The following is a 22,542-nucleotide window of genomic DNA, read 5'->3' as shown; positions in this document are numbered from 1 at the left end:
ACCCGATTATTTAATTATTTCCCCCTTCACATACGAAGGGGGATGGAGGATACAATGGTTAATCAATCTCTATTTCAATTTTTCTCTATTTTATTTCTCACTGCAATACCAACATTAAGTCATTCCAATTATATTCAATCAAATAAAAACACTTTATTCCATTTAAATAAAACCATTTTTATCGATAATATTTCTCAGTCTAATTCCTGCATTCCTTTTTATTACCGAAATTATTATTTCCATTTTTCCGAAAATGGCATAAATGGAACTCATGGACAAAATGGCAGTGGAGGAAACGGCGGTAATGGCGGAATCGGTGGTAATGGCGGCAGCGGAGGTAATGGTCAACATGGTGGAAATGGTGGCAACGGTGGCAGTCATGGTCATGGCAACCACGGAGGTCACGCGACGCCCGGCAGTAATGGAAATGGTGGCAACGGCGGAAATGGTGGCGTGAATGGTGGAGACGGCGGACACGGCGGTAACGGAGATGGTCTAGGTAACGGGGGGAACGGTGGAAATGGTTCCGTCAACGGCAATGGCGGCAATGGCGGACACGGAGGAAGCAATGGCGGTCATGGCGGTAATGGAGGGGATGGCTCTGGTAGTGGCGATGGCGGCAATGGAGGAAATGCAGGTATTGGAGGACAAGCGGGCAAAGGTGGTAAAGGAGGACCCGATGGCGGTCAAAATGGCACGGACGGCTCTAATTATTAGCTTTTCCTCAAAAAAACGGAAGCCAATACAGCTTCCGTTATTAAGATCCCCGTCAATCGCAGGTTTCAATTATTGTTTCGGTGCTAACTTCATTAAGAATTCGCGTAATTGAGCAAAATTTGACGGTAAGAAGTGAGAAAGCAGAGGTAAATCTGCACGTTCCGCCAGCTCTTTTGGCAGCGAAATTTGTTTATTTAAGATAGCTTCCACGCTCTCCTTAAATTTCGCAGGATGAGCAGTTCCTAAGAACAGGCCATATTCACCATCTTGCAGCTGATCACGCAGGACTCGATAAGCAACCGCTGCATGAGGCTCCGATAAATACCCTTTCTTATCTAACTCACGTACGGTTTCTTGAGTCACTTCATCACTCACTGCACCGTAACCTAACTCTTTCAATGACCAACCTTTGCGACGGAATAACTCTTCAATACGCGGCCAGTTATTTGGCTGGCTGACATCCATTGCGTTAGATAAAGTCGCAACGGTTTGATGTGGCGCCCATTTACCATCAACTAAATAACGCGGAACCGTGTCATTAACGTTAGTGGCAGCGATAAAACGTTTCACTGGTAATCCCATAGATTTCGCCAGCAAGCCTGCCGTTAAATCCCCAAAGTTACCACTTGGCACAGAGATCACTAGTTGATCGCGTTTTTCTGCTGGGATCTGAGCAACCGCTTCAAAATAATAACAAATCTGCGCTAACAGACGGCTAATATTGATGGAGTTCGCAGAGTTCAAATACAGGGCTTTTTTCAGTTCTTCATCATCAAAAGCGTGTTTGACCATCGCCTGACACGCATCAAAATCATCTTTGATAGCCACAGTATGGATGTTTTTACCCAGCGTACAGAATAGTTTTTCTTGCAGTGGGCTGATTTTGCCTTCTGGGTATAAGATAACCACTTGAACATTATCCAAACCATAGAATGCATGGGCAACAGCAGCGCCGGTATCACCAGATGTCGCGGTTAAGATAGTGACTGGCGCACCACCAGCTACTTGACCTAACGCTTGCGCCATGAAGCGACCGCCAAAGTCTTTAAATGCCAGTGTTGGTCCGTGATACAGCTCTAACGTAGCCACATCATCTTCAACTTTGGAAACAGGTGCAGGAAATGCAAAAGCCGTTTTAACACGCTCAGCGAGCTGCTCAGCTGGAATTTCATCTCCAATAAACGCGTTTAAGATACGGCTACTACGAGTGACAAAATCCAACTTCAGTAATTCATCAATTTCACTGGCGCTAAACTCAGGTAAGTCTTGAGGGAAAAATAGCCCTTGTTGCTTACCTAACCCTTGTTTCACGGCTTGCGCGAAGCTGACTTGTTCGTTGTTATCTTTTAAATTATACAGTTTCATCGTTTACCCTATTGTCCTTGCACCCGCCATATCTAAACGACAGATATGCACAAAGCCCTCATCATTTTGAATGTAATGTTGTTGTAGGTACTGCACCATCTCTTCTGCGATTTTTTTATCATCACAAATGGTAAAAATTGTTGGTCCTGATCCCGAAATACCACATGCCAGAGCACCAATTTGCTTCGCATGTTCTCGTGCCTTCGCAAAACCTGGCAGCAACTGAGTACGGTATGGCTCTGCGACGACGTCTTTGATCATCGTGACCGCTAGCTCAGGCTGATGAGTATGACATGCATGGATAAAGCCTGATAAATAGCGCCCATGATTTACAATATCATGGCGAGAATAGCTATCGGGTAAAATGGCTCGCGCTTCTGCGGTAGAGACTTTAATACCCGGATAGGCCATCACCCAATACCAGTTTTCAAACGCAGGGACGGGCTGAGAAATAATGCCATTTTGCTCGATGATCAGCTGTAAGCCCCCCAAGTAGCATGGCGCGACGTTGTCATAGTGAATACTGCCTGAAATACGCCCTTCTAGCTCGCCCATCATGCCAAGCAGTGCGGTTTGGTCAAATGGCTTATCTGCAAACTCATTGAGTGCCATCAGTGCAGCGACGACGGAGCAAGCACTTGAACCTAAACCCGAACCAATTGGCATATTCTTTTCAAGGGTCATTGCCACGTTCAGTTTTTTACCAAGACGCTCGCAAAACAGTTCCCAGCATTGGTAAACAATGTTGTGTTCCATTTTTTTCGGTAGCTTAGAAACAAATCGACCTTGGTTTTCTAATGAAAATGTCTCTGCCGCTTCAATGCTGACACAGTCACCGAGCAGTGAGCCATCAATCGGAGAGACTGCTGCGCCTAGCACATCAAATCCAACGCTCACATTACCAATTGAAGCGGGTGCATAAACTTTGATCACTTCTTAAACTCCCAATTTCCATGATAGGGTACGCAGCATATCCGCAAATACACCCGCTGCAGTTACATCATTACCAGCACCGTAACCTCTGAGAACTAAAGGAATTGGTTGATAGTAGCGTGTGTAGAATGCCAGTGCGTTTTCGCCATTTTTTACTTTAAACAGTGGGTCATTTCCATCAACGGCAACCATTTTCACCTGACAGCGACCTTCTTCGATAAGACCCACATAGCGTAACACTTTTTCCTCTGCTTCTGCCGCTTTTATCCGCGCAGCAAACTGGGCGTCAAGTTGTGGTAAACGCGCCATAAACTCGGCAACACTGCCTGAACTGTCGAAATCAGCAGGAAGTACAGATTCAATATTGATGTCGCTAAGTTCTAATTCATAACCCGCTTCACGGGCTAAAATCAGTAATTTACGCGCCACATCCATACCGGATAAATCGTCGCGTGGATCTGGCTCGGTGAAGCCTTTTTCCTTCGCTAACGTTGTCGCTTCTGATAAGGACATTCCTTCATCCAATTTACCGAAAATAAATGACAAGGATCCTGACAAGATTCCACTGAAATGAACTAATTCATCCCCTGCGTTCAGTAAGTTTTGTAGGTTTTCGATAACCGGTAAACCCGCCCCTACGTTGGTATCATAAAGGAATTTACGTTTTGAGCTCTCGGCGGCAGCACGAAGTTGATGATAATAATCCATCGACAATGTGTTGGCTTTTTTGTTCGGCGTGACGACGTTAAAGCCATCTTTTAAGAAGCTAGCATATTGCTCTGCGATCTCTTGGTTAGACGTACAGTCGATGATCACCGGGTTTAAAAAATGGTACTCACGCTCTAAACGGATCAGACGGCTGAGGCTAAACGCTTCTTTGGCTTCAGCTAATTCAGCTTTCCAATTATCTAAGTCAATTCCTTGCATATTGATCAGCATCGCTCTTGAGTTCGCTATCCCACAGACACGTAGATCAATATGTTTTTGTTTCAGCCACTGTTGTTGACGGTGGATCTGTTCGATCAACGCATTACCGACGCCGCCCACTCCGACAATAAAGGCTTCAATCACTTGCTCAGCATTGAACAGCATTTGGTGACATAAACGCACCGCTGAAGTGGCAGACTCATTGGCGATCACCGCAGAGATTGAACGCTCGGACGAGCCTTGCGCGATAGCAACGATGTTGATATTGCCGCGGGTTAATGCTGAGAAGAAACGTGCGGAGATGCCTTTTAATGTACGCATACCATCCCCAACAACGGAGATGATGGACAGTTGCTCCATCACATCTAACGGGTCTAATACCCCGTCTTTAAGCTCTAAATAAAACTCTTCTTCTAATGCGCCACGAGCGCGCTGTAGCTCATTTTGCGGCACGCAGAAGCTGATACTGTATTCCGACGATGATTGCGTGATCAGCACCACGGAGATCCCTTTACGGGACATGACCGAGAAAATACGTGCTGCCATACCAACCATGCCTTTCATACCCGGACCTGAGACGTTGATCATCGCCATATTATTCAGGTTAGTGATCCCTTTCACTGGTGTACTAACATCCGTTTGACCATCACCAATCAGCGTACCCGGTGCACTTGGATTAGTGGTGTTTTTGATCAGGCAAGGGATTTGGAATTGTGCAATTGGGGCGATAGTACGAGGGTGTAAGACTTTCGCGCCAAAATAAGAAAGCTCCATCGCTTCTTGGTATGACATCCCTTTGAGTAAACGGGCATCAGGCACTAAACGTGGGTCACAAGTATAAACCCCATCAACATCTGTCCAAATTTCACAGCAATCTGCACGTAAACATGCCGCTAATACCGCAGCCGAATAGTCGGAACCATTACGTCCTAACACCACCAGTTCACCCTTCTCATTTCCAGCCGTAAAGCCTGCCATCAACACGAAATGATCTTTAGGGATGTTCAACTCTGCAATACGTTTAGTGGATTCATTGATATCAACGGTGGATTCAAGATAGTGACCTTTTGCTAGCAAGCTTTTCACCGGATCAATCACGGTGACTTTGTGACCGCGAGCTTTTAATACAGATTCCATGATGGCGATAGAGAGCTTCTCACCACGGCAGATAATAGAGGCGTTGATGCTATCAGGACATTGTCCTAGAAGAGTAATACCATGCAGTACTTGTTTGATTTGCGCGAATTCGTGTTCAGTCAGCTTTTTCAGCTTGTCATATTCAAACCCGGGCTGCTTTTCTTTCAATCCTTTTAAGAGATTAGCAAAAATCATTTCTGCATCACTCACATGCGTGATGACATCCTGACCTGCTGCCGTTTTTTCAATCATCGCCACCAAATGGTTAGTGATTTTCGCGGGTGCAGATAGCACCAACGCGACTTGTCCATCTGCCAATTTGCTTTCCGCGATATCAGCAACATTAAGTACCCGTTCGTCATTTGCGACTGAAGTACCGCCAAATTTAAGCACACGCATGGTATTTCTCTCCTGAATTAGCGCCAAAAAAAAGCCCACATCTTTTTAGGATGCGGGCTTTTTCATTTTTATTTTTTGGATGCGTCAGCCCGCCCCGTTTCCTGTGGTCACGGTGGTGGTGGTAATAATCGTAGTCAGGCTGATGTTACGCATAAAATTTGTTTGTCTCGTAGGGAACATTTCGGTTTCTCCCTATACGGTTAAAGTAATCACACAATAATGTCAAATTTATTTGTATTTATGACCTCAAAAGAAGCGGTAATTCAGCGCGGAGATCCACTGTATTCATCAAAAACATCTTCATAAAAAGAGAGCTAGCCTAGATATTCCAGTTGTAAAATTCATTAATTCTAAAATTAATAGATTTTAATTTTATTTAAAAAATTAGCGCCTCACATGTACAAAAAACAATCAAACACCAAATTTGATGACGGTATTTTAACCGTATTTCTCAACAGTAAATTTGAAATAAATTGCCACTGATGTCCTATCTTTCTCTCTTCGATTAATCTTGATCAAGATTTGCACCAACCTTAAAGAAACCTACTTAGTTTCAGATCAAAATTGCACATAAGAAACCAAATAGTCATTTAGTTAATTATAAGCATGCAAACATTAATTCAGATAGTTCTGAGGAGTCTTGTTATTTTTTTGTAAAACAAAATAGATTCACGCAAAGCAAGTAAGTGTAATCACCTAGTTTTTCTTATAAAAAACCAAAAATACTTTTTTTACGCGATTTTGATGTGCTAAACGAAATTTTACTCTCTGACAATTTTAAGGTGTTCTAAAGACACAAAAATCACTTACGTGACTTAGCTTAAGTTAAATCAAAATATCTTCATCCCTATTCATATCGACCTTTCTGTACGGTATCACGATGAAAAACGTGCATTATCTCTCTTTTTTTCTCTTATTTTTATCGTCTATTCGATATCTCTATAACAAATAATTTTGGTATAATTATCTGCCTAACAATCATTGTTAACGTGCTACAATTGATTTTGATATGTATCAACAAAAGTTAGTTTTTTAGGTGGTAAATGCAGTATTAGCTGTTATATTGCTGTTAACAGCCCAATATTGGGAAAGTGCTTAAGTTTTGGTGAGTTTTATGACCTTCAGCCTAATGGATAGGCAACGCTAAGTCACTGAAAAATGTAAAGACAAATTTATACTCATAGACGTGTTTTTCCAGATAATCATACCAACAACCACCTAACTGGAAACGGCCTATGGGTTCAGTATTTTTATTTTAATACTTTAGGTAGCAAATATGCAGACCCCACACATTTTGATCGTTGAAGACGAGATTGTCACACGTAATACGCTGAAAAGTATCTTTGAAGCGGAAGGTTATGTTGTTCATGAAGCCACCGATGGTGAAGAAATGAACAATGTTCTTTCTGAACATGACATCAACTTAGTGATCATGGATATTAACTTACCAGGCAAAAACGGCTTACTGCTGGCTCGTGAACTACGTGAGCAAGAAAGTATCGCATTAATGTTCTTAACTGGCCGTGATAACGAAGTTGATAAGATTCTTGGTCTTGAAATCGGCGCTGATGACTATATCACCAAACCATTCAACCCACGCGAATTGACTATCCGTGCACGTAACTTACTGTCCCGTACTATGAATTTAGCGGGTGGTACAGAAGAACGCCGTCTGGTTGAGAGCTATAAGTTCAATGGCTGGGAATTAGACATTAATAGCCGTTCTTTAGTGAGCCCTGCTGGTGAGCACTACAAATTACCACGTAGTGAATTCCGTGCAATGCTTCACTTCTGTGAAAACCCAGGCAAAATCCAAACTCGTGCAGACTTACTGAAGAAAATGACTGGCCGTGAGTTAAAACCTCATGACAGAACAGTCGATGTGACTATCCGTCGCATTCGTAAACACTTCGAGTCTACGCCAGATACCCCAGAAATCATTGCCACCATCCACGGTGAAGGCTATCGTTTCTGTGGTGATTTAGACGAGTGATTTCATTCTGATTAATAAAAAGCCGGCGCAAGCCGGTTTTTTTTATTTAGATATAAAATATCAAAGACATTATTTCAGAGTTAAAAAATTAGAATTACTAGCCGATATATATCTATCTATAACTAAATGATTAATAGGTAGAATTCAATGAACGATTTTAGCCAATATAAAAACACATTAAGCCAACTAAAATCTTATGTGTATGCCCTATGTGAAGTTAAAGGTAATACCCGAATTCCTTTTTATATCGGGAAAGGTACTGGTTCTCGCTGCTTAACGCACATTAAAGATGCATTAGCGAGTGATAGTGCATCAAGAAAAGAAGACAAAAAACTTAAACGAATCTATGAATTACATAAAAAAAACTTACTGGGTATTGATATTCTTTGTCATGGTTTAGATTCAGACACTGCTTTGATGATAGAAACAACGTGTATAGATTTGCACGGACTAGAGGGCTTAACTAATAAGATTAACGGTCAAAGCACTAGTAACGATATTGATATTCTCAAACAAGGGCGGCTAACATTAGAAGAAACAGCCTCACTTTATTCACCTGAGGTTATGCATGTATCAGATATTAAGCACCAAGGTATAGGGTTTATTTTAAATAAACTTTATAGATTTAATATGAGTGAACTTGAATTATTCGAAGCAACTCGTGGAGTATGGCATAACCCTCCTCGTAAAAACGAAGATATAAAATATGCTTATGCTACCTATAACAACATAATTAAAGAAGTCTATGAAATTCACTCTTGGGTAGAAGCAGGTACTCAGCAATACTTTACTCGAAATATCAATAAAGGAAGTGGGCGTTGGGAATTTATTGGTAGAAAAGCCAATGATAAAATCCGTTCGCTTTATGTGGGTAAAAAAATAATACGCGATAGAAATTACGCTCAACCATTTTTCAAGGTTGGGTTTAATAATCCAGATTCAGAAATCTAGTGAATTATATTTTCTGAGAATCATTCAAAAATCGCCACTCATTTTAAACATAATCAGTGGCGATTTTTATATTAAAGCACTATCACCACGGCATAATTGGCACGGCGCTTAACGCATTTTTAGGCGAGCCGTCGATCATCTTATCAGAATAGGTCAAATAGACGAGCGCGTTACGTTTTGGATCGTAAAAACGAACCACTTGGAGCTTTTTAAACACCAGTGACGTTCTCTTTTGGAAAACTACCTGCCCTTTTTTCGGGTTACGTTTCACTCGGTCATTTAGCTCAATAGGACCCACTTGTTGGCAAGAAATGGCAGCATCCGAGGTATCTTCCGCTAATCCAAGCCCACCTTTAATCCCGCCCGTTTTTGAACGGCTTAGGTAGCAAGTCACATTGTCCACATCCGGATCATCAAAGGCTTCAACCACTATCTTATGGTCAGGTCCTAGCACCTTGAATACAGTATCAACTGAGCCGATTTCCTCTGCGACTGCCATAAAAGATAGTGCAGACAACATTGATCCCAAAATGAGGTTTTTCAGTGTATTACCTTTCGCAATACCTTTTTTAAATTTGGAAGAACCCATACAGTATTCCCTTTTCAGCTTAACATCTGAATTTTAAATAACCTAAACGGCAATAATTCTGTTTATTAACTAATTCTTAAATACAACTCATTTACTATAAACGAAAAAGGTAAGTTGTTATAGAATAGCCACTCATTGATTACTCATATCTGTTCTGTGAGTCGTATTGCCTGGGGATATCCATGGATCAAACAAATATTATTCGCGACCTTCTTCGTTGGATAGATGATAACCTTGATAAACCATTGTCATTAGATAATGTTGCCGCGAGAGCGGGTTATTCAAAGTGGCATTTACAGAGAATGTTCAAGGATGTGACCGACCAAGCAATTGGTGCTTATATTCGCGCTAGACGCCTATCTCGTGCCGCGGTTGCACTGCGCTTAACGAGCCGTCCCATTCTTGATATTGCATTACAGTATCGATTTGATTCACAACAAACTTTCACTCGCGCTTTTAAAAAACAGTTCAATTTGACGCCTGCATTTTATCGCCGCACTGAAGAATGGTGCGCAACCGGTATTTGTCCACCGATCGTGTTAGATGAACACTCTCCATTGGATTATGAATTTGTCACGATGGTCGAGCAGCCATTGGTTGGTTTGGAGCAAAGTTGTTCCTATGTGCTTGAAGAGTGGTCAACTGCCTGCTCGCAAATGCGTCAGTCTTTCTGGCGCTATTATTTAGAGCACACCACCAAAGTGGCTTCTGAAGTCTTTGGCTTACATCATGCGATTCATAGTGCCGAGAAAGATGATGAGCAAACTGTGTTTTACACCACCGCAGTGAAACCCGAAGATGCGAGCTTTAGTAACACCGAATATAGCCATGTTACGATCCCCGCAGGCGAATATGTGAAATTTAATTATCGCGGTGAGACGACGAGAGAAAGAATGCAGGAGTTCCTTTACCATGTTTATGGGGTCTACTTGCCAAAACTGAATCTCACTCGCCGACCAGGCTATGATGTAGAACACTACAAAATCAAGGATGTGACGCACAATGAGATAACGGATACGGATCCAAGAACTCACATTGAAGCATTCAGCTATTATGTTCCCATCAAAAAGCCTGAAGCTAATTAAGCCGTCATAACTAAGCACCCAAAATAAAGGCGCTTCATACACTGAAACGCCTTTTTCTTTTTCGCTGATTTATTTCTTAACCTTGCTGTTCATCAAGAGCAGGCTGAGAAAGATGTGTCACCTCCCCCGCGGTTTCCACAATCCAGCCATTGGCTAACCATGGGCTATTTTGGTAATCAACGCGAGATAACGAGCAGTTACGCAGACGTAAACGTCGTGGAGAGTTTGCAGGTACACCTAAGATACGACTTAATAATGTACTGAGCGCCAAGCCATGACTAACCAATAATGGACGGCTTCCTTCTGGTAGTTCAAGGCAATTATTTAACGCCGCAAACATACGCGTGAAAAGTTCATCCATCGATTCCCCTTCAGGAATACGACCACCTTCGACACCATTTATCAGGCTTTGACGCCACTGTTCTTCTTGCTCAGACAACGAGCCAATTTCTCGTTGCTCCAAGACACCCATATTTAATTCACGCAGACGCGGTTCTGTGATAATTTCACACCCGCACACTTGTGCAATAATTTGTGCAGTTTCAAGTGTGCGTCCCATATCACTAGTGATAATATGGGTAATACCTTCGGATTTAACCCGTTGAGCAACCTGCATGGCCTGTTGACGACCAAGTGAGGTCAGCGGGCTATCAGATTGTCCCTGTATGCGACGTGCAACGTTCCATTCAGTTTCGCCATGGCGAACAAGATAAACCTGTAACATAGATGTGTTCCGTTATTACTGTACAAAGTATGTGTTCAAAGGAAAATAATTAATGTACCAAGTTATAGCTGCAACGACGAATCCTGCCAAAATTAAAGCGATTCATCTTGCTTTCGATGCCGTTTTTGGGCCTGGCAGTTATCAAATTGAAGATATTAATGTCGATAGCAGTGTTCCACAGCAACCTATCGGTAATAATGAAACCCGTACAGGAGCAAGACAACGTGTGATGGCATCACGCCAAGTACGCCCAGAAGCTGACTTTTGGGTAGGTATTGAGGCGGGTGTTGAAGATGACATGACATTTGCATGGATTGTGATTGAGCACCATCAAATCCGTGGAGAATCACGCTCTGCCAGTATTATGATCCCAGAAAAAGTGCTTGCGGGGATCCGTGAAGGTCGTGAGCTGGGTGATGAAATGGCTGACCTTACTGGTATTGATAATATCAAACAACAAGGCGGTGCGATTGGCTTCTTCACCAATGGCGTATTGACGCGCACCAGCGTTTATCAACAAGCACTCATACTGGCTTTAGTTCCTATTAAACACGAAATTTATAAAGAGCTAAATCACATAGAAGACTAATTATACTCAAAACGATTTAAAATGCATGTGGGGCTCTTAGCAATAAGAGCCCCACATTTATTTTTAGAGAATAATCATTGGCTGCTATAAAAGATAATCAAAAACTACAGTAGCTTAGATTCCAGCCACTCTTTTACCGGAATAGGGGCTGATTTCAAACTGTTTGAACCACGAGTAATGGTGGCAATGCCTACACCGAGCTCATTTTTTAATTCACGCTGGCTCATTTCACCGCGCATTAATTCTTGAACAATCCTAACGCGAGTCCCTAAAGCCGTCCGTTCATCCGGTGTGAGTAATAGCTGAAGAATCGAATCCTGTATATTTTGCTCAAAGGCCATTTGTAGCAGTTCCACAAAACGTTGCCAATCCGCATTTTCATCGGCGGTTAACGCCGGGTCTGGTTTATATTCTACAGTCATCATTCTACCCTTCCATACTATTAAACTAGTACAAATAATAGCACAGAACACTATTTCGTATAGTTAAAAATACAGCGCTCATCTTGTTGGAGGTAAACCAAACCGACCAACAAGATGAAACGCCATACAAATTAATACTTCATATTCCATTCGTTCACGGATAACACATTGCCTTTTTCACCTAAGAAATGTTTATAAAACAAATCATAAGAGAGAACATTTTTTACATAACTACGGGTTTCTGCAAACGGAATACTTTCCACAAAAGCCACCGCATCGATACGCCCTGCGCTGTTACCTAACCAGCGAGTCACTCGTGATGGGCCGGCATTATACGCCGCACTGGCTAAAATACGGTTATTACCAAATTGCTGATAAACATCGTCAAGATACGCGGTACCTAACTCAATGTTCATCACAGGGTTAGTCAGTTGCCCTGCATTCACATAACCAGTGATGCCTTGCTTTTGCGCCGTATGTTTTGCTGTCGCTGGCATTAACTGCATTAAGCCTGTCGCGCCAACTGGAGATTGTGCTTGCGGGTTCCATGCACTTTCTTGACGAGCAATGGCCATCGCATAGCTTTTTTGGATCATTTTACTGCGAGTGTAATTATCAAACTGTTTTTCCCATGCCAGCGGGAAACGCTCTTCAAGATGATTCCACAGTTTTGCGGTTATCGTGGCTTGAACGCTCAGATCTGCCCATTTATTATCGAAGGCATAACGGGCGAGCTGCTCTTGTTGATTAGGTGACATGGAAGAGACCAAATTGATCCACTCGGAGCGAGCCAGATTATCCATCTCCCAATACATTAACTCACGGATGCGCTGAATCTGCGGCATGCTGTGAATACTGGAATCAGGTTTCACGGCTTTATTCACCATGACTGGGTAATCCATTTTTAACTGCTGAGCGGCAACCATTGGGTAGAATCCACGCTTCGACGTTAACTCTCGCAGTATACTTTCACCTTCAGCCGTTTTACCTTGATCAATCAAGGTGATAGCCTGCCAATATTGCCACTCTTCCTTATTTTTTACGTCGTTCGGTAGTTGTCGCAACCATGACGCTAATCCCGTTTTATCCCCTTCTCCCAGCGCTAAACGTACACGGCGCTCTTTTAAGGCGGCAGAATTAGTTTCACGGATCACTTCATCACGCCACATTGCCTGCTCAGGAGTGACATCAACTCCCATATATTGCCACGCAATGCTGTCTTTCATTTGCTGGTTTTCTGCCATATTCATTTTCTGGGCAGAGCTGATCCCTGCTAATGCAGTACGGGCTGCATCAGGGGATTGACGCGCATAGCGGCTAAATCCAGCTAATGTGGCTTGACGCGTAAAATCCGTCGGCGTCAATGTTTTCGCAAACGAGACAACCGAAGCGGGGTCATTTTGTAGTTTAACCAACGCATCAGAGATAGTTTTGTAGCTGCTTGGTAAGCGTTTCGCGAGGTAAGTTGCCGTTGAGGTGTTACCGTCTTTAATCGCAAGGTGAATACGCGCCAAAATCATATCCGTTGAAAGGTATCCGGCTTTTTCCCATTCAGTAAACAGTTTGTCACATGCAGCTGGCATGGAATTACCATTGAGCCACATTTTTTCAGCGCCCTGCCACGCGACCTGTTTATTTCCTGTCGCCCAATTCGCAAAATAGAAATTACATTGCGCTTCCGCAGGTTGTGGCGGCTCAGGGCTAAATGCCAATAACGATGTCCACTCTTGGCGACGCGCCAGCTCATTCACAAACCGACTTTTGAGGGTTTTCGCCACAGGCAACGTTGGGTATGCATCGATAAATTCTTGCGCTTGTTTTGGCGAGATAATATCTAAATCTTGCGACAGCTCGCGGTATTCCAAATACGGATACAGCGGGTAATCACGTAAGGTTGGTAATAAACGCTCGACTTCATCCATCTTATTGGCATCCCAAGCGACTTTAATTGCTTGATAACGTTCACGTTGTGCCTGTAAAGAATCTGCCCAGACTGTTGTGGATACCAACAGCATGGTGACCGGAACTGCCGCTAACCAACCTTTCATGTTTATTCGCTCCATCGCTTAAATCTTGTTAGAGATTGCTCTCAAACATACTCAAAGCATTCATTAGATATATCAATAATGTTAATGCTACCTAAAGTTTTCAGCCAGCGACAGAGGAGATTTCTTGAAATGGTTGGGTTTACAATCTTTTACTTATTCGATTCGTTAACCCTGACAACACGGATAACCTAGATCAGCCTAGGGGCAATCGGGTATAGGCCTCTGCCGACTTTCCCTAAAATAAGATAATTATAATTAGATTTTCTGCCCTACTATTGCAAAGGTCATATTCAAGAAGCAGGTTTGACAGAAACTCAGATAGTGAATATTTAAAATTTGTTGAGTTTGGCATGTTAGAAAGTTCCAAGTCGAAATGTCTCAATTAAAGTAGGGAGATAGAGTTATTTATTATCTTTTCATTTTTATTGAACAAAATTAAATTTTGTAATGATAATCATTTCCATTTAAGGGTGTTATATGTAATATTTTTTTATGCTTTTTTGACAAACTAAAAGTGGATTTGTATATGAATTTTAGTTGTAAGCCTAATGTATTAATGTTCAGTATTGTGCTAATTCCTTTCTTTACAAATGCATACTCGATGCATAAAGGAGATTCGTTTGGATTTATCCCTTCTATTGCGGTACAGGATGCCGCTACATCTGCATTAATGGAAAATATTACTGGTAAAAACATCTACGCAGCTTATGCAACTGGCTTAATAAAAAATAATAAAAACAAAAAAGTATCTCAACACTTATGTAATGGAAAGGATGAAGTTGTAAATACTGCCTTAATTGGAGGGTGTTCGTTAGTTGAATCCGATTCATTTACTTTATTAGAGACTAAGCATTTCATAAATAAAAACGGTGAGATGGTAGAAATTGATGTTCATGATCCTAATACAATTATAACTCCCACAATGAGAGTAACAGTCAAATATATCACTGAACCAAATCCTCTAATTCGGCAAAACAGTTGTAATGACTATCGCATCAATGACACACCAACCTCTTGTTTTGTTTTCAAAATAGCACCTTTTATTTTTGATAATTTACAACAAAGAGAACTAGTCATTAATGCCATGGAAAACCCTTGTGCATTTTTAACCTCTGTTGAAGATGCAAAAAAATTTACCAACTTAAAATATCCATACATTTCATACTTAGGCAGAACAGGAGGTGAGGCACGTTACATTCTAGATTGTGATACAAAAAATCCAGAAACTTACTCGTCGATTGTAGATGAAAAGATGCAATCAATATTACTTATTCGCAATAAAAAATAAGGATTTTTTTTATGGCTCAACCATATATCCGTATTAATCAGTTTGAGGCTAATTACTCTGATGTAGGCGTTAAATCTGCAACAGGGCATGTTAATTTTACTTTTATCGATGGTAATGGTGTTAATAAAGGAACTTTTGGTGCAAATCTAAAAAATAAAGATCGCCCATCTGGTGTATCTAATGAAGAAAGTGATAATCGACGTAAAATCGATGCAAAATCACCGCATCATTTCAGTTACGCAAAGTTGTCATCTAATGATTTTACGAACGCGTTAAAATATGCCCAAAAAGCACATCATGAATCTAGTATTGGTAATATGAAATATGCGCTGGCTTGTGGCAATTGTGTTGACTTTGGAATGCAAGTATTTAATCAAACTACTTTAGGGCGTAGTCAATTGCCTAATTATTTACAACCAAATACTGCAGTGAGTATTTATGCAAACCTAAGTAATGCTCTTTGCTCTGGCGATAATTATCAAATTAAAGAAGCACGCAAAGTGGTATTAACCCCTAATAGATGGAGACCTGAACAATTACCTAATTGGGCTCAACCGTGTATAGATGCTGTTGTGCCAACTACAATTTCAGGGGGGAAATGGCTTGACACTAAATCAACGGATGCATGGGATGTTGCCAAGCATTTTACTATGGAACAGGGAACTTGCGAACTAGAAGTTCAGGAATTTGTGGTTAAGAACCTCACTGTTGCTTCACCGATTGTTATTAATCTAGACGGCTGTGGCATAAAAACGACCTCAATTTTTGATCAATCCGTTCAGTTTGATTTATTAGGAATTGGCCATAACGTTACCTCCGCGTGGATTATGCCAACTTCTGGTTTTTTAGTTTACAACAAACAAGGTATTGACAACGTAACTAGCGTTAATGATCTGTTTGGTGGCTCTGAGCGCATGGAAGGTTTCTTTAAACTTGTTGATTTGGACAAAGACAAAAAAGGATATATCGACAAAAATGATGAAATTTACGCTTCATTGCGCATATGGGTAAATCATCAAATGGACGGCATATCTCATGCAGGTGAAATATATACGTTACAAGAATTAGGTGTTGAGCGAATTAATACAGATTTCGACATTGTTGATTTTATTGATGAAAATAGTAACCTTATTGGCGAACGTTCTACAGCTATTATAAATGGTATCGAATGTGAAATGTCTGAGGTTTACTTCACTTATCTTTAATACCATTACTTCATATATTGGGGTCTAGCCGTTTGCAGTTCAGATCCCATCAATTATCATCCCAACCCTACTCAACACCTATTTCGAGCCTTTTGTTATATGTAATAATCGACATCAATAATGAATTAATATTGATTGCATGATGAGGTGATAGCCCCCTGAATTGTCATCACTTGCATGGGAAGTTATTGACATAAAGGCAGGAACAATTACAGTTAGACGCAATTACTTTTGAGTGGCTCGTTTTACACACTTTCGCTTTTGGAATCTCACTATTCGCCTTGAATTTATGAGTTCTTACAAAGTGAATAACCGAGCGATGCGATTAAAAATTATGTTATAAAACAAAAGGTAAATAAATTGGCTCAATACGTTTACAGTATGTATCGAGTGGGAAAAGTAGTTCCCCCGAAACGTCATATTTTAAAAAACATCTCTCTGAGCTTCTTCCCTGGGGCGAAAATTGGTGTTTTAGGTCTCAACGGCGCGGGTAAATCAACATTACTGCGCATCATGGCTGGCATTGATACTGAGATTGAAGGGGAAGCACGCCCTCAACCAGGTATTAAAATTGGTTACCTGCCACAAGAACCGAAACTGAATCTGGAACATACCGTTCGTGAAGCCGTTGAAGAAGCGGTCAGTGAAGTTAAAAATGCTTTAACTCGCTTAGACGAAGTGTATGCACAATATGCCGATCCAGACGCTGACTTTGACAAGCTTGCGAAAATCCAAGGCGAGCTGGAAGCGATTATTGCCGCACAAGACGGTCATAATTTAGACAACCAACTGGAACGTGCTGCTGACGCACTGCGCCTGCCAGCTTGGGATGCGGTTATCGGCAACTTGTCTGGGGGTGAACGCCGCCGTGTGGCTATCTGCCGCCTGCTGCTGGAAAAACCAGACATGCTGCTGCTCGACGAACCAACCAACCACTTGGATGCTGAATCCGTTGCTTGGTTAGAGCGCTTCCTGCACGACTACGAAGGCACCGTTGTGGCGATCACCCATGACCGTTACTTCCTCGATAACGTTGCAGGTTGGATCCTTGAACTTGACCGTGGTGAAGGTATTCCATGGGAAGGTAACTACTCTTCTTGGTTGGAACAAAAAGATGAGCGTCTGGCGCAAGAAGCGTCAACAGAAGCGGCTCGTCGTAAATCCATTGAGAAAGAACTTGAGTGGATCCGTCAAAACCCGAAAGGTCGCCAATCCAAAGGTAAAGCGCGTCTGGCTCGCTTTGAAGAGCTTAACAGCGTGGAATACCAAAAACGTAATGAAACCAGCGAACTGTTTATCCCACCTGGACCGCGTTTAGGTGACAAAGTTATCGAAGTGGAAAACCTGAGCAAGTCTTATGGTGATCGCGTTCTGATCGACAACCTGAATTTCTCGATCCCGAAAGGAGCGATTGTCGGGATCATCGGTCCAAACGGTGCAGGTAAATCTACCCTGTTCCGTATGATTTCCGGTCAAGAGCAGCCAGATTCTGGTTCAATTACCTTGGGTGATACCGTGAAAATTGCTTCTGTGGATCAGTTCCGTGATGCAATGGATGACAGCAAAACTGTATGGGAAGAGATTTCCAACGGTCAAGACATCATGCGTATCGGCAACTTTGAGATCCCAAGCCGTGCTTACGTCGGCCGCTTTAACTTTAAAGGCGTTGACCAAGGTAAACGCGTGGGCGAGCTGTCTGGTGGTGAGCGTGGTCGTTTGCATCTGGCAAAACTGCTGCAAGTTGGCGGTAACGTATTGCTGCTCGATGAACCAACCAACGACCTCGACGTTGAAACCTTACGTGCGCTGGAAAACGCCCTGTTAGAATTCCCGGGCTGTGCAATGGTTATTTCCCATGACCGTTGGTTCCTTGACCGTATCGCAACGCACATCATCGACTACCAAGATGAAGGCAATATCACCTTCTTCGAAGGTAACTTCTCTGAGTACGAAGATTACAAGAAACGTACTTTAGGTGCGGATGCACTGCAGCCACACCGCATCAAGTACAAAAAGATGACTAAATAATTCGTCTATTACGATCAAAAATGGCACCCTTGGGTGCCATTTTTTTATGCGGAAAGTGAATCATCCAGCATCAATAATTGCTGAACCAAAGAAACGCACTCTAAGAAGCGTGAATCGTAGTCTGACGACTCCACATGCACAAATTCAATATTATTTTTCTTCAGCATTTCAATCAGTAATGTTTGAAATTCCATTCTGTCTTTATCACTGCCTAAGCTGCGTAGACCATCTGCTACCCACGGAGTATTATTTTCCAGCAAGATAACAAGGTCAAAACGGTATTCATCGATCAGCGCCTGCACAAATGGGTGTTCTTTCCCTTCATAGCGCAAACAGAATGCTTGCGTGGTGACAAAATCCGTATCAATAAACGCCACTTTATTCGCATATTTAATTGCAAAATCAATATATTGAGCGTGACCCAACGCAATTTTATCGTAATCAGAATATTGCAGCGCCATCTCGTCACCGCCAAGGTGGCTAAACACATAATCGCGCCCATATTCCCACGCACTGGTAGTATTAAAGATATTGGCTAATTTATTGACGAGGGTGGATTTACCGCTTGATTCACCGCCTAGCACCGCCACTTTACGCACAAAGAATGGCTTCACTTCGGTTGGAATATATTCCCAATAGCGGAATGGCGCTTGGCGAATTTGGTTGCCGCTAATGTTCATAAATGTGCGTTCAGGATCGATAAGAATAGTTTCGATCCCAAGGTATTTTTTATAGCGATGCACATCGTGAGGCTCGCCGGAATAGATAAAGCTCGGGTTTATGTTGTGCTTTTTCATAAAGCCTTTCATCCCGTCGCTCCATACTTCCCAACCGTGAGGGTATGGCTCTATCCCTTGCTCATCAAAAGAGTGAATATGAATATTTTTCTGATACTTAAAGGTTTGTAATAACCAACGCAGGCGGTCACTGACAGTAGGCTGTTGTGACATGGAGCTATTCACAAACAGTTCTTTATCACGAGGCTCATCATGACAGAGGATCACGTGCAACTCATCCACTTGGCTACAAGCCCGTTGAATCAAATAGATATGCCCTGTATGGAGCGGATAAAACTTACCGAAAACAACACCAATCGTTTTTTGTTGAAGCGGATACTCTAAGCCTAAAAAGCGATGAAGTGCCGCGATTTTGTGCGCGCTGGGGCTTTTAATTTTGTCGTTAATTAACTGGCTGAGATAGCCTTTGGTCATCTCGGTCGCATCCGCTACTTGCTGCAATGTGTAACCCGCACCTTTGATGGCACTCTTTAGATAGTCAAATTCAGCCATATTATTTATCCTTTCGTTTTGAGCGCCTTACAACCATTTCTACTCATAATTATCTAAATGATCCGTGTTGTCGCTGTCGCTAGGCGCTAAGTGGCGCTAATCCCTAGGAGCATACACAAAGTATGTGACTAGGGTTAGCAAGCGCAAGCAACAGCGCGGAGCATGACGATAATTTAGAATTCATCGAGAATACTAAGCGCATCCGCCAACTTCTTCACCCCATAAACCTTCATATCGGCAGGTAACTTTTTCGGCATATTGGCGTGAGGCACAATGGCCCGCTTGAAGCCATGTTTTGCGGCTTCGGAAATACGTTCTTGTCCACTTGGGACTGGGCGAATTTCCCCAGCCAGCCCCACTTCACCAAATACCACAAGGTCGCGAGGTAATGGGCGATCACGAAAACTTGAAACTAACGATAATAGCAGCGCGAGGTCAGCACTGGTTTCCGTCACTTTTACCCCGCCCACGACGTTCACAAACACGTCTTGGTCGGACATTTGTAATCCACCGTGGCGATGCAATACCGCCAGCAAAATCGCTAAACGGTTCTGTTCCAGCCCCACCGCAACACGGCGCGGATTCGACATCATAGAATGATCGACAAGGGCTTGGATCTCCACCAGCAATGGTCGCGTACCTTCCCACACGACCATCACAGAACTGCCCGAGGTAATTTCATCTCCACGACTTAAGAAGATGGCGGACGGGTTACTGACTTCTTTTAAGCCTTGTTCCGTCATGGCAAATACGCCCAGCTCGTTGACGGCACCAAAGCGGTTTTTGTGGCTGCGTAAAGTGCGAAAACGGTTGTCGGCATCACCATCGAGCATAATGGAGCAGTCGATACAGTGTTCAAGCACTTTGGGTCCTGCCAGCGAGCCATCTTTAGTGACGTGACCCACCATAATAATCGCCACGCCGCGAGTTTTTGCGAAGCGAGTTAGATATGCCGCGGTTTCACGCACTTGCGCCACACTGCCCGGCGAGGATTGAATATCCGCCATGTGCATCACTTGGATGGAGTCGATGACCATCAGCTTGGGTTGTTCTTGCTCTGCGGTCAGGCAGATTTGTTCAATACTGGTTTCCGACAGCATATTGAGTGAATCAGTCGGTAGTCCTAATCGGTGGGCACGCATGGCAACTTGCTGTAAGGATTCTTCCCCCGTGACATACAGGGTTTTCATCTCCCGCGATAGTAAGCACATGGTTTGCAGCAGTAAGGTACTTTTCCCCGCTCCGGGGTTCCCCCCGATAAGGATGGCACTGCCTGGCACAACCCCACCACCTAGCACGCGGTCAAATTCTTTAAATCCAGTGGTAAAGCGTGGCAGTTCTTCGAGGCTAATCTCAGAGAGTTTTTGGACTTTACTGACGCCCGCCGCATTACCGGCATAGCCCGTCAGCCTATCCGTACGTGCCGCAGTCGTCGATGCCAAACGCACTTCCGTAATGGTATTCCATGCATTACAGGCACTACACTGCCCCTGCCAGCGCGGATAATCCGCCCCACACTCATTACACACAAATGCCCTTTTCGCACCTTTCGCCACAGCCACTCCTTAATCACCCAAAAAAATGTTTAACGCTTTATCTTTAAATCTTTAAATCTTTAACTGACACAAGTTCTAATCTTCAAAATTATTCGCGTGACAACTAGGCGGCAAACGCAGACAGCCCTAGGAGCATACACAAGTATGTGACTAGGGTGGCTAAGAGCAGCCAACAACGTTGTCACGCTAAGAATGAAGAAGATTTTAGCGTTCTTCGTGCTTGAGGCCTCCGCTAAGGACACATAACACTCCCATCAGATCCGCATGCTTAATCCCCACTTTCGCCCTTGCAAACACTTTTGGTTTTGCATGATACGCTATCCCCAGTCCTGCTTTTCTGAGCATTTTCAAGTCGTTTGCTCCGTCACCGATGGCGACGGTTTGCTCCATTGGGATATTCAGTTTTTCTGCCAGTTTAACGAGGGTTTGCGCTTTGTATTTTGCATCGACAATCGCCCCTTTAACTTTACCTGTCAGTTTGCCATTTTTGACTTCGAGGTGATTGGCAACTGCCGCGACCAGTTTTAATCGCTGGCGTAGGTTATCGGCAAAGAACGTAAATCCGCCGGAAGCAATAGCAATATGCCAGTCCATCGCTTGTAACTTACGAACTAAGCTGGTTAACCCCGGCATTAACGGTAAGGTTTCGAGCACTTGGTCGAGAATAGCCGCGTCGGCACCTTCGAGCAGTGCCACACGAGCACGTAGACTTTCTGTGAAATCGAGCTCCCCTTGCATGGCGCGTTCGGTCACTTCAGAGACTTGATCGCCGACTCCTGCCAGACGGGCGATTTCATCGATACACTCGATTTGGATCGCGGTGGAATCCATATCCATGAGTAAGATCCCTGGGGATCGTAAACGTGGGATTTTACCGAGTGGCACCACATCCAATTGGCTTTCATCTGCCAATTTTTTGATGCGAGGGGTAATGCTGCCCGCGATGCGCACAACTTGGTAATCATCAATGCGCCAAGAGGAGACAATCACAATCGCTATCCCTAAACGCTGCTGGAAATCACTGATACGTGCTTTATCTAAGCCGCGACCATATAACAACCACCCAGTGTCCCCCGCACGATAATCCAATGGCATCACTTCTTCACCACTTAGCGATAAGGGTAAACCCGGCCATTTTTGAATTTCATCAGGCAGATAACAGTAGGTCAAACTCGTTGGCATGAAAATTAGCTCCTGTTGTGGATACAACTTTTTTTATAATGTATACCCTGCATAAAATTACTATACTTAAATTTTCCAGCAAGTTAACGCTTCATAACTTTGCTAATTGCGATAA

19 protein-coding genes and 1 other annotated feature are annotated in these 22,542 nt (G+C 43.0%); of the genes, 8 read left to right on the top strand and 11 right to left on the bottom strand.

Going from position 1 to position 22,542, the window contains the following annotated elements; translation table 11 throughout:
* The first annotated feature begins 54 nt into the window (after positions 1–54).
* Positions 55–717, top strand: a complete 663-nt coding sequence (locus tag GKR61_RS13425; RefSeq protein WP_230083165.1) for a hypothetical protein — start codon at positions 55–57, stop codon at positions 715–717.
* Positions 718–786: 69 nt separating this feature from the next.
* On the opposite strand, the gene thrC is transcribed toward GKR61_RS13425, so the two are convergent.
* From thrC to thrL, 4 genes are all read right to left on the bottom strand, one after another.
* Positions 787–2,082, bottom strand: a complete 1,296-nt coding sequence (thrC, locus tag GKR61_RS13420; RefSeq protein WP_036950269.1) for a threonine synthase — start codon at positions 2,080–2,082, stop codon at positions 787–789.
* Positions 2,083–2,085: 3 nt separating this feature from the next.
* Positions 2,086–3,015 (bottom strand): homoserine kinase, encoded by a 930-nt coding sequence (gene thrB, locus GKR61_RS13415; protein ID WP_230085004.1) that lies wholly within the window; start codon positions 3,013–3,015, stop codon positions 2,086–2,088.
* Positions 3,016–3,018: 3 nt separating this feature from the next.
* Positions 3,019–5,478 (bottom strand): bifunctional aspartate kinase/homoserine dehydrogenase I, encoded by a 2,460-nt coding sequence (thrA, locus tag GKR61_RS13410; RefSeq protein WP_036950265.1) that lies wholly within the window; start codon positions 5,476–5,478, stop codon positions 3,019–3,021.
* Between the two features lie 24 nt (positions 5,479–5,502).
* Positions 5,503–5,624: a sequence feature (Thr leader region), on the bottom strand.
* Entirely contained in the window at positions 5,563–5,631 is a 69-nt protein-coding gene (gene thrL / locus GKR61_RS13405) for a thr operon leader peptide (RefSeq protein ID WP_108479263.1), read from the bottom strand. It overlaps the preceding feature by 62 nt.
* Positions 5,632–6,754: 1,123 nt before the next feature.
* Here thrL and arcA point away from each other — a divergent pair.
* Positions 6,755–7,471, top strand: a complete 717-nt coding sequence (gene arcA / locus GKR61_RS13400) for a two-component system response regulator ArcA (protein ID WP_004905684.1) — start codon at positions 6,755–6,757, stop codon at positions 7,469–7,471.
* A gap of 147 nt (positions 7,472–7,618) precedes the next feature.
* On the top strand, positions 7,619–8,422 hold the full coding sequence (locus GKR61_RS13395) for an LEM-3-like GIY-YIG domain-containing protein (protein ID WP_154600143.1): 804 nt from the start codon (positions 7,619–7,621) through the stop codon (positions 8,420–8,422).
* A gap of 82 nt (positions 8,423–8,504) precedes the next feature.
* On the opposite strand, the gene creA is transcribed toward GKR61_RS13395, so the two are convergent.
* Positions 8,505–9,011 (bottom strand): protein CreA, encoded by a 507-nt coding sequence (gene creA, locus GKR61_RS13390; RefSeq protein ID WP_148444759.1) that lies wholly within the window; start codon positions 9,009–9,011, stop codon positions 8,505–8,507.
* Between the two features lie 182 nt (positions 9,012–9,193).
* On the opposite strand from creA, the gene robA reads away from it, so the two are divergent.
* A complete protein-coding gene (robA, locus tag GKR61_RS13385) occupies positions 9,194–10,096 on the top strand; it encodes an MDR efflux pump AcrAB transcriptional activator RobA (RefSeq protein ID WP_108479222.1) in 903 nt (300 codons plus the stop codon).
* 76 nt (positions 10,097–10,172) lie between these two features.
* On the opposite strand, the gene gpmB is transcribed toward robA, so the two are convergent.
* Positions 10,173–10,820 (bottom strand): 2,3-diphosphoglycerate-dependent phosphoglycerate mutase GpmB, encoded by a 648-nt coding sequence (gene gpmB / locus GKR61_RS13380; protein ID WP_036950261.1) that lies wholly within the window; start codon positions 10,818–10,820, stop codon positions 10,173–10,175.
* 52 nt (positions 10,821–10,872) lie between these two features.
* On the opposite strand from gpmB, the gene yjjX reads away from it, so the two are divergent.
* A complete protein-coding gene (gene yjjX, locus GKR61_RS13375; RefSeq protein WP_006657125.1) occupies positions 10,873–11,409 on the top strand; it encodes an inosine/xanthosine triphosphatase in 537 nt (178 codons plus the stop codon).
* A 104-nt stretch (positions 11,410–11,513) separates the two neighbouring features.
* On the opposite strand, the gene trpR is transcribed toward yjjX, so the two are convergent.
* Positions 11,514–11,831: a trp operon repressor gene (gene trpR / locus GKR61_RS13370; protein WP_036950344.1), complete on the bottom strand. Its 318-nt coding sequence runs from the start codon at positions 11,829–11,831 to the stop codon at positions 11,514–11,516.
* 131 nt (positions 11,832–11,962) lie between these two features.
* On the bottom strand, positions 11,963–13,879 hold the full coding sequence (sltY, locus tag GKR61_RS13365; RefSeq protein ID WP_195848388.1) for a murein transglycosylase: 1,917 nt from the start codon (positions 13,877–13,879) through the stop codon (positions 11,963–11,965).
* A gap of 601 nt (positions 13,880–14,480) precedes the next feature.
* Between sltY and GKR61_RS13360 the strand changes: the two genes are divergently transcribed.
* From GKR61_RS13360 to ettA, 3 genes are all read left to right on the top strand, one after another.
* Positions 14,481–15,167 (top strand): hypothetical protein, encoded by a 687-nt coding sequence (locus GKR61_RS13360; protein ID WP_230082531.1) that lies wholly within the window; start codon positions 14,481–14,483, stop codon positions 15,165–15,167.
* Positions 15,168–15,178: 11 nt separating this feature from the next.
* The gene (locus tag GKR61_RS17755) at positions 15,179–16,372 is read left to right on the top strand and encodes a hypothetical protein (RefSeq protein WP_230083164.1); all 1,194 of its coding nucleotides are present in this window, start codon (positions 15,179–15,181) and stop codon (positions 16,370–16,372) included.
* Positions 16,373–16,732: 360 nt separating this feature from the next.
* A complete protein-coding gene (ettA, locus tag GKR61_RS13350; RefSeq protein ID WP_108479217.1) occupies positions 16,733–18,400 on the top strand; it encodes an energy-dependent translational throttle protein EttA in 1,668 nt (555 codons plus the stop codon).
* Positions 18,401–18,444: 44 nt separating this feature from the next.
* Here the strand turns inward: ettA and nadR are convergent, their stop codons facing one another.
* The 3 genes from nadR to serB form a co-directional block, all read right to left on the bottom strand.
* Positions 18,445–19,689, bottom strand: coding sequence for a multifunctional transcriptional regulator/nicotinamide-nucleotide adenylyltransferase/ribosylnicotinamide kinase NadR (gene nadR / locus GKR61_RS13345; protein ID WP_036950251.1), 1,245 nt, complete (start codon positions 19,687–19,689; stop codon positions 18,445–18,447).
* A 173-nt stretch (positions 19,690–19,862) separates the two neighbouring features.
* Positions 19,863–21,245, bottom strand: coding sequence for a DNA repair protein RadA (radA, locus tag GKR61_RS13340; protein ID WP_036950249.1), 1,383 nt, complete (start codon positions 21,243–21,245; stop codon positions 19,863–19,865).
* A 204-nt stretch (positions 21,246–21,449) separates the two neighbouring features.
* Complete coding sequence (gene serB / locus GKR61_RS13335) at positions 21,450–22,427, bottom strand: phosphoserine phosphatase (protein WP_036950248.1); 978 nt, start codon at positions 22,425–22,427, stop codon at positions 21,450–21,452.
* Between the last annotated feature and the right edge of the window lie 115 nt (positions 22,428–22,542).

The sequence above is a fragment of the Providencia sp. wls1916 genome (assembly GCF_009706585.1).
GTDB lineage: Bacteria > Pseudomonadota > Gammaproteobacteria > Enterobacterales > Enterobacteriaceae > Providencia > Providencia lanzhouensis.
This window is presented reverse-complemented; position numbering and strand designations above follow the sequence as displayed.